The organism is Arsenicibacter sp. R0_47 (assembly GCF_057652235.1).
The window spans coordinates 40,871-54,663 of record NZ_JBYFCJ010000019.1 but is presented as its reverse complement, the minus strand read 5'-3'; the positions used below and the strand labels follow the sequence as shown (position 1 = coordinate 54,663).

The window sequence follows — 13,793 nt, the reverse complement described above, 5'->3', positions numbered from 1 at the left end:
AACCTTCCCCGCTTATGAAAGCCTATTCGTTCACCGTCGTTGACCGTTTTTTACGCTACGTACAGATCGACACCCAGTCGGACCCGCAGTCGGCAACCAATCCGTCGACCGAAAAACAGAAAGACCTGAGCCGCTTGCTGGTACAGGAACTGCTGGGCATGGGCATTACCGATGCAGAATCAGACGAGTTCGGGTATGTGTATGCTACCATTCCGGCGAATACCGCTAAGCCCGGCGTGCCGGTTATCTGCTTCTGCTCACACGTAGATACCTCACCGGACGTAACCGGAGCCGGGGTGAAGCCGGTTATTCATTATAACTACGACGGCAGTGATATTGTACTGCCCGACCGCGAAACACCGGCCGATCCGCCTCAGGTAATCCGGCTGGCCGATCACCCCGACCTGAGCAATCAGATTGGCAATGACATCATTACCGCCAGCGGCACAACCCTCCTCGGAGCCGACAACAAGGCGGGCGTGGCTGAAATTATGGATGCTGCCCATTACCTGCTGACGCATCCGGAGGTAAAACACGGTCAGATTCGGATCCTGTTTACCCCCGACGAAGAAGTGGGCCGTGGCACCGAAAAAGTGGATTTGCAGCGGCTGGGCGCCGATTTCGGTTATACCATCGACGGGGAGTCGCTGGGGGCGCTGGAGGATGAAACCTTCTCGGCCGACGCCGTAAAAATCGCCATTCAGGGTGTCAGTACGCACCCGGGATTTGCGAAAGGGAAGCTCGAAAACGCGCTGAAGATTGCCGCTGATATTCTGGCGGCACTGCCCAAAGACAGCCTCTCACCGGAAACCACCGAAGGCAAGGAAGGGTTTGTGCACCCGACACGCATGGAGGGCAATCAGGATAAGGCGGTGCTGGAGTTTATCATCCGCGATTTTACCGTGGCAGGTTTACTCGAAAAAGAGCATTACCTCGAAGATCTGACCAACCGGATACTACAACAGTATTACCCGAATTCGACGGCAACCATTCAGGTGTTTGAGCAGTACCGCAACATGAAAGAGGTACTGGACCAACATCCGGCCGTAGTCGACAATGCCCTGGAAGGCATCCGGCGGGCGGGTTTACTGGCCGAACCGCGTAGTATCCGGGGCGGCACCGATGGTTCACGGCTTTCGTTCATGGGCCTTCCCTGCCCGAACATTTTTGCCGGTGAACACGCTTTTCACTCGCGCCAGGAGTGGGTTTCGGTACAGGACATGTACAAGGCCGTTGAAGTCATCGTGAATGTGGCGCAGGTCTGGGAAGAGCGCGCTTAACATCTAATACGCTGACTTTACTTTACCACATCAGCCATATAGAAAAATATAGAGTTCCGCCCTCTGTGTACCTATGTGACTGATGTGGTAAATAGTTTAATAAACCCTCTTGCCTAAAGTAGTACTTTCTAAACCTTTCGAATACAAGCCGGTTAAGCCTACATAATTACTCGATTTTTATGGAAGCTTTAACCACAACTCAACCGCTTACCGCCTACGACGTCACGGACGATGTACGCGGTATAAAAACGGCTTTCGTCAACGTATTTTTCATCGGCCATCCTGGTCAGGGAAATCCGTGGGTACTCGTCGATGCCGGGCTGCCCGGCTATGCCGATGACATCCGGCAGAAAGCCGAATCCTTGTTTGGCGACGATAATCCGCCCCGTGCCATCGTACTGACACACGGCCACGGCGACCACGTTGGTTCACTTGAAAACTTACTGGAGAACTGGCAGGTACCGGTGTATGCGCACCGGCTCGAACACCCGTACCTGACCGGTAAGGCAGGCTACCCGCCACCAGATCCGGGCATTGGCGGGGGCCTGATGGCCTATATGTCCTGGATTTTTCCGACGAAGCCAATTGATATCAATACGAACCTACGGCCGGTTCCGGATAGCGGTACAATCCGCGAACTGCCCGGCTGGCGCTTTCTCCATACACCTGGCCACGCACCAGGCCACGTTTCTCTGTTCCGCGACAGTGACCGGACCCTTATTGCGGGCGATGCGTTTGTCACGACAAACCAGAATTCAGCCTATGCCGTGGCAACGCAGAAAATAGAAGTACACGGCCCGCCGGCCTACTTTACCATCGACTGGGAGGCCGCCCGGCATTCCGTTCAAAAGCTGGCCGATCTGCATCCGGCAGCCGTTGGGACCGGACACGGCCAGGCTGTCCGCGGGCTTGACTTACAACTTGAACTGAGCCGGCTGGTGAATAACTTCGATAAGCGTTCGATTCCGTCGAAAAACGGGCGTTATGTGAAAGAACCGGTTGTGGCCGATGAAAACGGCATCGTATCAATGCCTGCCCCAACCTCGTTTTATGTTGCCCGCGCCATCGGTATTGGTGTGTTAACCGGTTTGGTACTGGCAGGGGTCGGTAAGCTGGTGTCCCATAAATAAATGAAGGGCAACTGCCAGGAAGTTCAGAACTTCCTGGCAGTTGCCCTTCATTTATTTACGCCATTTCAGCGTCTGCAGCATGTGCAGCATATCTTTTTTGATGTAATCAATTACCGGCTGAAGTGAATCGTTGTCAGTGGCGGTATTGAAATACAGCGCTCCGCGCAGAAAGTTTGTCGTGGTATCGGTCGTAATAAACTGCATCTGACTCGGCACTTCCCCCCGCAGTTCAATCACATTTGCCCAGATACCCGACGGCAGCCGTGTCACCTTCTCCTGAATTGAATACGCTTTGATTTTATGCTTCCCGGCCAGCTTATAAGAGTCTTCCAGCATCCCTTTCAGCCGGGCAGGATCGTTCAGTACGGGCTTATAGGTCAGCTGGATGCTGGCGTTAAACTTCGGATAATTTACGAAAATCCAGTGCGGCTCTGCTCTGGCAAACGTATCCGGCAGGATACGCGCATATTTTGAGTACTCAAACTGATACGGGTGAGTAGGCTCCAGAGGCTGATAGGCGTGGCCCGGCAGATCAATGCGGGGATACCCTTTAGGCTTGGGCACAAAGTCAACGCTTTTTTGGCCGCCACAGGCCGCCATGGCCAGCAGACTCACAAACAGAACGTATTTGATCACGGAAACAGAATAGGTGGTTAACACCGGTTGATGATCCGGTGATTAGAAACGAATTGCAGAGGCCGTTTCTTGTATAAAAAAACGTTGCTGACCGACAGCCACCCGTCCGGGCAGCAAACAATCAGCAACGCCATGTCTTCAGCGACTTATGAATTAGTCAGTTCGAGCTCTTCCTGCCGGACAGGCTCACCCATCAGCGTCGTAAACCGGTTGATGTTAAATGTCGGTTCAAACCAGACTTCGCCCAGCACCGGATGTTTCACCGGCACATCGGGATTCTGAATTTCGTTCAGCAGTACACCGGTTTCGCCGTTGGTGTGGCGTTTTACCAGCCGTACGCTGTACATTTTTTCTTTCTTAGGCGTCTGCACCCCGAACTCGGCATAAAAGGCCAGCACCGGGGCCGGAAAACTATCATTTACACAAATTACTTCCATATACTCCCTTACTAAACAAGGCGTTATTAGCAATAAGTCAGATTACCGGATGAAAGTTCACAAAGCGACCGGAAGTTTACCCTAGTCTTCAAACAGGCTGCCCAGGCCGCCCAGCACAGAGCCGCCTTCCTTGCGCGCCTGCCCGCCGCCCGGCGACAGCCGTTCAACCAGTTTCGAAATCGGCATGGACTGAATCCAGACGCGGCCCGTACCCCGCAACGTTGCCAGGAACATTCCTTCACCACCGAATACCATACTACGCAGACCACCGGCCCGCTGAATGTCAAAGCTGATCTGTGGTTCAAACCCAACGACACAACCGGTATCAACCCGTAAGGTTTCATTGTTCAGTTGCCGCTCAATGACCACGCCCCCTGCATGAATAAAGGCCAGACCATCGCCCTGGAGTTTTTGCAGGATAAATCCTTCGCCGCCAAACAGGCCCGTACCAATCCGCTGGTTGAAATGAACGTTCAGACGCGTACCCATAGCCGCGCACAAAAAGGCATCCTTCTGAACAATCAGCTGATTACCATAAATATTAGCCAGGTTGATCGGCATGACCGTACCCGGATATGGTGCCGAAAAGGCAACTTTCCGCTTCCCGACACCACGGTTGGTGAAGTGCGTCATGAACAGCGACTCACCGGTCAGCAGGCGCGACCCGGCCTGGAAGAGTTTGCCCATAAAGCCCTGATCAGGCTGTGAGCCGTCGCCCATTTTGGTTTCAAACGTGATGCCGTCTTCCATGTACAACATGGCGCCGGCCTCGGCGATAACGGTTTCATTCGGATCCAGTTCGATCTCGACAATTTGAATGTCTTCGCCTATAATGCGGTAATCGATTTCGTGAGAATACATGCAGATTAAACGTTTAGTATGAACTTACAGAAACAGGCTGCAAATGTAAAGCACTTTCGCGTTAGCGGAACAACTGATCGGGACAGACCGCCGTTTCCGGCAGAAGAGCGGCTGTTTTACGGCATCATCCGGTAAACTAACCGTTAGAAACGCTCGTCGTCTTCATCCAGATCAGCACTCAGATCAAGGCGGTCGTCATCCTCTTTTTCCTCTTCGTCATCGAACTCGTCGCCGCTGCGTTCGCCTTTCAGTTCGTCCAGATCTTTGCGGTGGCGTAGTTTTTTGTCGTCAACCGTTTTGTTGAGAAACTGATTGATCTTGTCGATTTCAAAGCTCGTCACGATTTCCCCGAAAGAATTGATCTGAATATCAAAACCTTCCAGGTCTTTATGAACCCGTGGTTTGTCACCCTGCGGATTGTCGGAATTAGGTTTCTTCTTAGCCATAACTTTTATTGTTTGAACGTTACCACAAAGTCGTGAAGGCGGCTAAACCAATATGTAAACTACCACAAAGACGTGAAGACAAAAAGGAGCACAAAGGTTTAGATAAGTGTACGTTAGTTAAATCTTTGTGCTCCTTTCGTTCTTAGTGCCTTTGTGGTGCCATCAATCATTTACAGTTTTTCCAGCGCCAGACTCAGGCGGTGGAGCACCTCATCGCGGCCGATGATTTCCATGGTCATCATCAGGTCAGGACCGGCACCAACGCCGGTCAGGGCCAGCCGCATGGCCTGCATTACTTTGCCCTGCTTAATACCTGCCTGTTGCAGCGTATCCGACAAGGTATGCTTAATGGCATCGGCCTCGAACGCGCCGTCGAACGACAGCAGTGCCTCACGGAAAACGGTCACTGCCTTACGGGCATCGTCGTTCCATTTGGCCGTTGCTACCGCCTGATCGTAGCTGTCGGGCGTGTAGAAAAGCGTTTGTCCTTCCGTGAACAGTTCATGAGCAAAGTTGACGCGCTCTTTCAGCAAACCGGCTATTTTTTCCGCTTTTTCGGTTGAGCACGTCAGACCGGCGGCCTCTGCCTGCCGGATCACAGCGGGTGCCAGCCCGGCATTTGGCTGCTGGCGCAGGTATTGGTGATTAAACCAGGTAGCTTTCACAATATCGAAGCGGGCACCTGCCTTATGAATCTGCTCAATATCAAATGCCTCGATCAGCTCATCCATCGTAAACAGCTCCTGCTCTGTGCCGGGGTTCCAGCCCAGAAACGCCAGGAAGTTCACCAGCGCTTCCGGCAGATACCCATCTTCGCGGAAACCACGGGCGACATTCCCCGTAAACGGATCCTGCCACTGAAGCGGGAATACCGGGAAACCACCCAGTTCGGCATCCCGCTTACTCAGCTTACCGTTACCTTCCGGCTTCAGCAATAGCGGCAGGTGCGCAAAACGCGGCATGGTATCTTCCCAGCCCAGATAACGGTACAGCAGGACGTGCAGCGGTGCCGACGGCAGCCACTCTTCGCCCCGGATCACGTGGGTAATGCCCATCAGGTGATCGTCTACTACGTTGGCCAGGTGATAGGTCGGTAACCCGTCTGACTTGAGGAGTACTTTATCGTCAATCGCCGACGAATGGACATTTACCCAGCCACGGATCAGGTCATTAAGCCGTACTTCTTCTTTGCGCGGCGTTTTCAGGCGGATCACATACGGTGCGCCGCTATCAATCCGGGTCTGTACCTCATCGGCAGACAGCGTCAGCGAGTTTTTCATCTGCATCCGCGTAATGGCGTTGTACTGGGCAGCCGGTGCATTGGCCGCTTCCAGCCGTTTCCGCATTTCGTCCAGCTCCTCCGCCGTGTCGAAGGCGTAATAGGCCTTGCCTTCCTCGACCAGCCGCAGCGCCTCCGCGCGGTAGATGGCCGCACGCTCTGACTGCCGGTACGGACCGTGCGGACCGCCGACACCTTGCCCTTCGTCGATCTGGATACCGATCCATGACAAGGCTTCGATGATGTAGTCTTCTGCTCCCGGCACAAACCGGTTCTGGTCGGTGTCCTCGATCCGGAGCAGCATTTTTCCCCCGTTTTTACGGGCAAACAGGTAATTATAAAGAGCGGTTCGTACGCCGCCAATGTGCAGCGGCCCCGTCGGGCTGGGCGCAAAACGAACCCGTACAGTATCTTGCATGATATTGAGTGATTGAGTAGTTGAGTGATTGTGCGATTGACTGGTTCACTCAATCGCACAATCACTCAATCACTTATTGAACGGCTATCACCGAAATTTCGACGTTGACATCTTTGGGCAGGCGGGCCACTTCGACGGTTTCGCGGGCTGGCGGATCGCTGGTGAAGAAACTGCCGTATACCTCATTGATCGCGACGAAATTGTTAAGATCTTTGACAAAGATGCTTGATTTAACAATGTTTGTGTAATCCAAACCGGCCGCTTTCAGAATGGCACCGATGTTTTCCATCACTTTCTGCGTTTCGGCTTTGATATCACCTGAGGCCGCCACGTCGAGCGCAATCTGACCGGAAACAAACAAAAAGCCGTTGGCCTTCACCGCCTGGCTGTAAGGACCGATCGCAGCCGGTGCCTCTTCTGTATGAACAATTTGCTTTGACATTGTTTTTTGCTTTTATAGCCACAAAGACCAGAGCAACCGCTCCGGCCCGCGTGAATGGCTTACTGATGAATTATTCTGCAAAGGTAGCAATCAAACCACCGATGACCGACGAACACGTCATTATCTTCGTAAAAAACCCGGTTCCCGGCACCGTAAAAACCCGGATTGCCCGAACCGTCGGCGATGAACAGGCTACGGCTGTCTACCGCCACCTGCTCCGGCACACACAGACCATCGCCGGTCAGCTGACGGCACAGCCCGTCGTGTATTACGGTGATTTCGTGAATCCCGACGATGGCTGGAACGGTTACCCTAAATACCTGCAAACCGGCGATGACCTCGGGCAGCGGATGCTGCATGCGTTCCGTGAACAGTTTGCGGCCGGCGCTACGCGGGTCGTTATTATCGGCAGCGATTGTCCTTACATTTCCCCCGCCCATATCGGCCAGGCATTTGACGCTCTCAGGGACCACGACGTGGTGATTGGCCCCGCTCTCGACGGCGGCTATTACCTCCTGGGCCTGCGCGAACCCCTTGCATTCGTATTTGAGAACAAGCCCTGGAGTCAGCCCGACCTACTGACGATTACGCTGGCCGAACTAACCCAAAAAAAGATAAGCTATACCCTGCTCGAACCCCTCAGCGACATCGACGAATGGGCTGACTATGAAGCATGGCAAGGTAACAAACAGTAAATCAACCTGTCTTACGTTATGAAAATAGTTGTGCGGTTGCAATACGTCACCCTGCTGATACTGCTCGGCAGTGTCTTCCTCTTTTCGGGTAAACCAGCCTTACCCGTGCCCCAGGACAGCGGCAATTCGCCGATCCTGCCGCCGCTGAGCAGCAACTGGGCGGCTACCGACGGCGCAGGCCGTAAACTGCCAATGGCCGGTGAGGTACCCCGTTACAAGGGCGGCAAGTACGTCGGCATATTCTACTTTTTGTGGCACGGGCATGATGTCACACCGGTTTACGACATTTCAAAACTCATCAGACAAAACCCGGCAAAACCGGCGTATGGACCGGCCGGCGCCTTTCACTGGTGGGGCGAGCCGGAGACCGGCTATTTCCGCGCTGATGATCCGTGGCTGATTCGCCGCAATCTGCAGCTACTGACCCTTGCCGGCGTCGACATCCTTTTTCTGGATGTAACGAATGCCATCACCTACCTGCCGACCGTGGAAAAACTCTGCCGGATTGCGGTCACGATGCGGCATCAGGGCATTCCGGTACCGTACATAGCATTCGTTACCAACGCGCGTGGCACTGAGACCATTACTGAGCTGTACCGCCAGTTCTACGCCCCCAACAAATTTTCCGAGCTGTGGTTTCGCTGGCAGGGCAAACCGCTGGTCCTCGGGCAGGAACGCGACATGACCGACCCGGCCATCCGCAATTTCTTTACGTGGCGCTACAGCTGGGCATGGACCAACTCCCGCAATGAACCCCATCACTGGCAATGGATAGACCGGACACCCCAGCATTATGGCTGGGACAAAGACCCTGCCGTACCCGAGGAAATCCCGGTAGCGGTGGCCAGCCATCCAACACTCAACGTGGGCAAAAGCCATCAGAAAGGCGTCCAGAAAGCAATGTCGGGGCAGGGCCGGACCGCCATTACCGAGCAGGGCGCTTATTTTGCCGAGCAATGGCAACGGGCGTTACAGGTCGATCCGCAGGTAGTGTTCGTGACGGGCTGGAACGAATGGATCGCGCAGCGATTTGTGGCGCAGGATGCCCCGAATGGCCGGCAACCCGACGGGTCGTTTATGGGTAAACCGCTGAAAAAAGGCGAGTCGTTTTTCGTCGATCTCTACAACGAAGAGTACAACCGCGATATTGAACCGATGAAAGGCGGCTATACCGATAACTATTACTACCAGCTCGCAGCCAATATCCGGCGGTTTAAAGGCATGGATGCGCCCGTACCGGCTACTCCCGCCAAAACCATTCAGATCGACGGTACATTCGACGAATGGAAAACCGTTGAACCGTTGTACGGCGACCCCACGGGCGATACCGAACACCGGAACTGGTTGGGATACGACAACAAACGGCGGTACATTAATGCAACAGGCCGCAATGACATTACACAGGCACGCATGACCTACGACGGGAAAAACCTGTATGCCTACGTACAGACAGCCGGAAAACTGACCGCACCAACCGGCAAAAACTGGATGCTGCTCTTCCTGGATACGGATCAGTCGGCTAAAACCGGCTGGGCAGGATATGACTACCTGATTCAGCCGGCTAAACAAGGTACCGCCTGTACCATCAGCCGCTGGACCGATAAAACCTGGCAGGTCGTGCAGCAGGGAGCGGCCCGCTTTTCGGGTACCGGTCTGGAACTGGCCATTCCGCGAACAGCCCTGAAACTCACCGGCAACCGCATCGCAGTTGATTTTCACTGGGCCGACAATATCCAGCGGCTCAATGCCATCACCGAATTTTTCCTGAACGGCGACAGCGCTCCCGACCGGCGGTTTAACTACCGGTTTGTCTCGCGTTGAGGCAATTATGCGGCCGTGCCCCTACCCGTCGACCCCCGCACGACCAGCCGGGTCGGCAGGGTAATGGTGGTTGGTTCGGTGGCCTGGCCGGCCGAAGCCGCCAGGTGAGCCAGTAATAAGCGCGCGGCCTCCTGCCCGATTTCACTGACCGGCTGTGCCACACTGGTTAGCCCGGGCTCAATGAGGGCCGAAATCGGGTCATCGCTGAACCCGACAATGGCCAGGTCGTCGGGCACGCGCAGCCCACGGCTTTTCACCACTTTTAATGCTTCGATAGCCGTCGGGTCATTGATGGCAAATAAGGCATCCGGCGGCTCGGGCAGGTTCAGCAGGTGATTCACGTAAATATTGGCCTTCTCCAGCGTCAGGTCGTAAGAAATTACCAGCGACGGATCAACGGGAACGTCGTAGTGCTTCAGCGCATCCAGGTAACCGTTCAGGCGGCTCCGGCTGTTGGGCAGTGTGTCGGGGCCGGACAAATGGGCAATCCGCCGGCGGCCGGTCTGAATCAGGTGTTCTACCGCCTGATAGGCCCCCGTATAATCATCTACCACCACCTTCGATACGTCTTCATTTTCCCAGACCCGGTTAAAAAACACCACCGGAATGCCCTTCCGCGTAAACGTCCGGAAGTGGTCGAAATTCCGGGTCTCTTTCGTATGTGATACAATTAACCCATCTACCCGGCTGGCAAACAGCGATTTGGCACTGGTCACTTCAATCTCATACGACTCATTGGAATGGCAGATGACCACGTTGTAGCCTGCTTTAGCCAGTTCCTCCTGTGCCCCGATAATTACCTTCGGGAAAAAGAAACTGATAAACTCCGGTACCATGATGCCGATGGTACGCGTCTGGTTGGTAAGCAGCGAAATCGCCAGCTGATTACGCTGGTAGTCCAGTTTCTCGGCAAGCTCAAGCACCTGTTGCCGGGTCTTCTCATTTACATTCGGGTGCGCCGTCAACGCCCGCGACACCGTTGACTTGGAAATACCAAGCTGACGGGCAATATCAATGATAGTAGGCTGATGCATTTTGTATTTTTCTAATAATTAACCGGTTTCTTCCTGTTATACCCGAATTGATCGCTTTTCATTTTGGGAACATTCCCAATCCATTTTGGGAATGTTCCCAAAAAAATAATGAAAATATTTCTTGTTATCAGTCAGAGGTGCTGGTAAATTAATAGAAAGGCTGCGGACAGTAAACAACAAGCAACTGAAAAACAGCCAGTTAGAGACAAATTTCCTAATAGCGCTAAAACAAGTATCAAACCAGGTAAAAATTGAACTATTCCTACCCGACTTTTATGGCAAAGATTGTACAATGTTTAGCAGTCAGTCTACTGCTGCTGCTAACTTCGCTTCAGGCAGTGCTGGCACAAAGCCGCTCTGTCAGCGGTCGCGTCATTGCGGAGGACGCCGGTATACCCTTACCGGGCGTCAATGTGGTTATCAAAGGCACCCAACAGGGAACTACTACCAATGCCGACGGCCGGTTTACGCTGTCGATCCCGAATGGTGCCGTTACGCTGACCTTCTCGTATATCGGCTACATCACGCAGGAAGTATCCGCCGGTAATCAAAGCAGCGTGGAAGTACGCCTCCAGGCCGATGACCGGTCGCTGAGTGAGGTCGTGGTTGTGGGCTACGGTACGCAGCGGAAAATCGAAACTACCGGAGCCATTGCGTCGGTGAAAGCTACCGACCTGGTACAGACACCGGTCGCTAACGTGGCTCAGGGCCTGCAATCGCGCGTAGCCGGGGTGCAGGTCAGCCAGAACACCGGTGCGCCGGGCGGTAACATCAGCGTCCGGATCCGCGGAACGAACTCAATCAACGGAAACTCGGAGCCGCTGTATGTCGTGGATGGTATCCAGATTTCAAACGGTGGCGGCATTAACGATGTCAGCCCGCTTTCGACGATCAACCCGAACGACATCGAATCGGTCGAAATCCTGAAAGATGCTTCGGCATCAGCTATTTATGGCTCACGGGCGGCTAACGGGGTAGTGCTCATTACCACGAAACGCGGTAAATCCGGAGCGACCCGCATTACGCTGGACAGCTATTATGGCGTGCAGAAGGTGAATAAAACACTGCCGGTGCTGAACGCGGCCGAATTCGGGCAGCTGGAAAACGAAGTCTTTAAAAACAACTACTACCAGAATCCGGCCTCGCTTGGCGAAGGCGTGAACTGGCAGAACGTTATTTTCCGCGAAGCACCGATTCAAAGCCATCAGTTGTCGATCAACGGTGGTACGGAGAAAACGCAGCTGGCGCTGTCGGCCAACTATTTCAATCAGGACGGGATTATTATCAACTCGAACTTCAAGCGGTACTCTTACCGCATGAACGTAGACCATAAGGTCAGCAACTGGCTGAAAGTCGGCACCAGTATTCTGGGCAGCTATAACGTAAACAACGGCATCACCACCGGTTCGACCACCATCGGTGACGCGGCTGTGATTACAGCCTCCATCCTCGGCGCAGCCGTTGGTGCACCGCCGACCCTGCAACCGTACCGCACCGACGGCAGCGTTTTCCCGTTCGGCGAGCAGGCCAATGGCCAGTACCGCGAAGTGGTGAACCCGCTGAACTTTGCGTCTACCCTGAACCGCACAGACCTGCGCCGGACACTGGCCAATCTGTATGGTGAAGCCACGCTGCTGAAGGGCCTGACCTACCGCGCATCGTTCAACGTCGACATGCAGAACAGCATCCGTGATACGTATTCGCCGCGGTCGATTGTGGCAAAAAATGACCTGAACGATAACTCGGGCTCCGGTTCGAAAACGAACTCCAACTACCTGGCGCTGCTGCACGAAAGCATCCTGACTTACAACCACAATTTTGGGGATGTACACTCACTGAAGGCTACCGCGGTATTTGCCACACAGTCGGAACTGGCTAACTCGAACAGTATCAATGCCACGGGTTTCCCGAATGACGCTACGCAGAATGAAGCCCTGCAACTGGCCCTGAACCGGACCATCAGCTCAAACCGGACGAGCCAGCGCCTTGATTCGTACCTGGCCCGCGTGAACTACGGCTATAAAGACAAATACTTTATTGATCTGACCGCCCGTGTCGACGGGTCGAGCCGGTTCGGAGCCAATCACAAATACGGTCTATTCCCGGCAGCATCGGCTGGCTGGCGGATCATCGAAGAGCCGTTTATGAAAAGCCTTACGTGGCTGACCGACCTGAAACTGCGCGCCAGCTACGGGATTACAGGCAATGCGGCCGGTATCAGCCCGTATCAGTCACTGGCCACCGTGTCGGCATCGGGAAGCGATTACAACATCAACCATGCGTATGTGACCGGTATCAACCCGTCGGGCATTGCCAACCCTGACCTGCGTTGGGAGCGCTCGGCACAGGCGGACATTGGCCTCGACATCAGCGTATTACGCAACCGCTTCAGCTTCATTGTCGATGTATATCAAAAAACGACAAGAGACTTGCTTTACGTGAAATCCCTGCCGTTGAGCTCGGGCTACAGCACCATCACCGGTAACTTTGCCGCCCTCGAAAACAAGGGTCTGGAACTGGCCGCCAACGCCCGCATTCTCGACGGTGCGGTGAAATGGAACGCTTCGGCCAACATGACCTTTAACCGCAACAAAGTGCTTGACCTCGACGGCGGCACTACGCAGGAGCGTTTCATTACGACCTATACCATCCTGCGGGTTGGCAGTCCGCTGGGCCTGTTCAAAACCTACATGTTTGACGGCATCAACCAGACCGGCGAAACCATTCTGCCAGGCTACGACGGCCGGTTGGGTGGCCACAAGGTGAAGGACATTAACGGCGATGGCACCATTACCGCCGCCGATCAGGTGGTCACCGGCAATCCGAACCCGAAATTTATTTACGGTTTCTCAACCAATGCTTCTTACAAAGGCTTTGACCTGAGCCTGTTCCTGTCGGGTTCGCAGGGCAACGACATTTACAACGCCAGCCGCCTGTCGTTTGAAATGCCGCTGGGTCAGCGCAATATGCTGAAAGGCGTGGTTGACCGCTGGTCGGCGACCAACCCGAGCAACCAGTACGTGAGTGCGGCTCAGGGTGGTCGTCTGCCGATTACGAATTATGTGGTGGAAGATGGTTCATACATGCGCCTGAAAAACGTCACGCTGGGCTATACCCTGCCCCGCATCAAGGGCATCCAGCAAATCCGGGTGTATGTCAGCGCCAACAACCTGCTGACGGTTACGAAATACAGCGGCTTCGATCCGGAGGTGAACACCTACGCCGGTTCCAACACCGCCATCGGCATCGACAACCTCGTGTACCCACAAGCCAAATCCTTCCTCGGAGGATTGCAGGTAACGTTTTAGCCATTT

General features: G+C 54.1%; 12 protein-coding genes. 5 read left to right on the top strand and 7 right to left on the bottom strand.

Annotated features, from left to right (window positions below; translation table 11 throughout):
• Positions 1 to 14 precede the first annotated feature (14 nt).
• Together pepT and AC23NW_RS24710 are read left to right on the top strand one after the other, a co-directional pair.
• Complete coding sequence (pepT, locus tag AC23NW_RS24715) at positions 15 to 1,280, top strand: peptidase T (protein ID WP_487452826.1); 1,266 nt, start codon at positions 15 to 17, stop codon at positions 1,278 to 1,280.
• A gap of 179 nt (positions 1,281 to 1,459) precedes the next feature.
• On the top strand, positions 1,460 to 2,410 hold the full coding sequence (locus AC23NW_RS24710) for an MBL fold metallo-hydrolase (RefSeq protein WP_487452824.1): 951 nt from the start codon (positions 1,460 to 1,462) through the stop codon (positions 2,408 to 2,410).
• A 51-nt stretch (positions 2,411 to 2,461) separates the two neighbouring features.
• On the opposite strand, the gene gldD is transcribed toward AC23NW_RS24710, so the two are convergent.
• The 6 genes from gldD to AC23NW_RS24680 form a co-directional block, all read right to left on the bottom strand.
• On the bottom strand, positions 2,462 to 3,010 hold the full coding sequence (gldD, locus tag AC23NW_RS24705; protein ID WP_487452896.1) for a gliding motility lipoprotein GldD: 549 nt from the start codon (positions 3,008 to 3,010) through the stop codon (positions 2,462 to 2,464).
• A gap of 182 nt (positions 3,011 to 3,192) precedes the next feature.
• Positions 3,193 to 3,483 (bottom strand): hypothetical protein, encoded by a 291-nt coding sequence (locus AC23NW_RS24700; protein WP_293844263.1) that lies wholly within the window; start codon positions 3,481 to 3,483, stop codon positions 3,193 to 3,195.
• Between the two features lie 81 nt (positions 3,484 to 3,564).
• A complete protein-coding gene (locus tag AC23NW_RS24695; protein ID WP_293844260.1) occupies positions 3,565 to 4,344 on the bottom strand; it encodes a TIGR00266 family protein in 780 nt (259 codons plus the stop codon).
• A gap of 143 nt (positions 4,345 to 4,487) precedes the next feature.
• Positions 4,488 to 4,790, bottom strand: coding sequence for a hypothetical protein (locus AC23NW_RS24690; RefSeq protein WP_293844257.1), 303 nt, complete (start codon positions 4,788 to 4,790; stop codon positions 4,488 to 4,490).
• A gap of 170 nt (positions 4,791 to 4,960) precedes the next feature.
• On the bottom strand, positions 4,961 to 6,487 hold the full coding sequence (gene gltX, locus AC23NW_RS24685) for a glutamate--tRNA ligase (protein ID WP_487452821.1): 1,527 nt from the start codon (positions 6,485 to 6,487) through the stop codon (positions 4,961 to 4,963).
• A gap of 73 nt (positions 6,488 to 6,560) precedes the next feature.
• Positions 6,561 to 6,929 carry a Rid family detoxifying hydrolase gene (locus tag AC23NW_RS24680; RefSeq protein ID WP_487452819.1) on the bottom strand — a complete coding sequence of 123 codons (369 nt, stop codon included), beginning with the start codon at positions 6,927 to 6,929 and terminating at the stop codon, positions 6,561 to 6,563.
• Positions 6,930 to 6,994: 65 nt separating this feature from the next.
• Here AC23NW_RS24680 and AC23NW_RS24675 point away from each other — a divergent pair, with 65 nt between their 5' ends.
• Both AC23NW_RS24675 and AC23NW_RS24670 read left to right on the top strand, forming a co-directional pair.
• A complete protein-coding gene (locus AC23NW_RS24675; protein WP_487452817.1) occupies positions 6,995 to 7,624 on the top strand; it encodes a TIGR04282 family arsenosugar biosynthesis glycosyltransferase in 630 nt (209 codons plus the stop codon).
• Between the two features lie 18 nt (positions 7,625 to 7,642).
• A complete protein-coding gene (locus tag AC23NW_RS24670) occupies positions 7,643 to 9,445 on the top strand; it encodes a DOMON domain-containing protein (RefSeq protein ID WP_487452815.1) in 1,803 nt (600 codons plus the stop codon).
• Positions 9,446 to 9,450: 5 nt separating this feature from the next.
• On the opposite strand, the gene AC23NW_RS24665 is transcribed toward AC23NW_RS24670, so the two are convergent.
• On the bottom strand, positions 9,451 to 10,479 hold the full coding sequence (locus AC23NW_RS24665; protein WP_487452814.1) for a LacI family DNA-binding transcriptional regulator: 1,029 nt from the start codon (positions 10,477 to 10,479) through the stop codon (positions 9,451 to 9,453).
• A gap of 275 nt (positions 10,480 to 10,754) precedes the next feature.
• Here AC23NW_RS24665 and AC23NW_RS24660 point away from each other — a divergent pair, with 275 nt between their 5' ends.
• A complete protein-coding gene (locus AC23NW_RS24660) occupies positions 10,755 to 13,787 on the top strand; it encodes a SusC/RagA family TonB-linked outer membrane protein (protein WP_487452812.1) in 3,033 nt (1,010 codons plus the stop codon).
• The last annotated feature ends 6 nt before the right edge of the window (positions 13,788 to 13,793 follow it).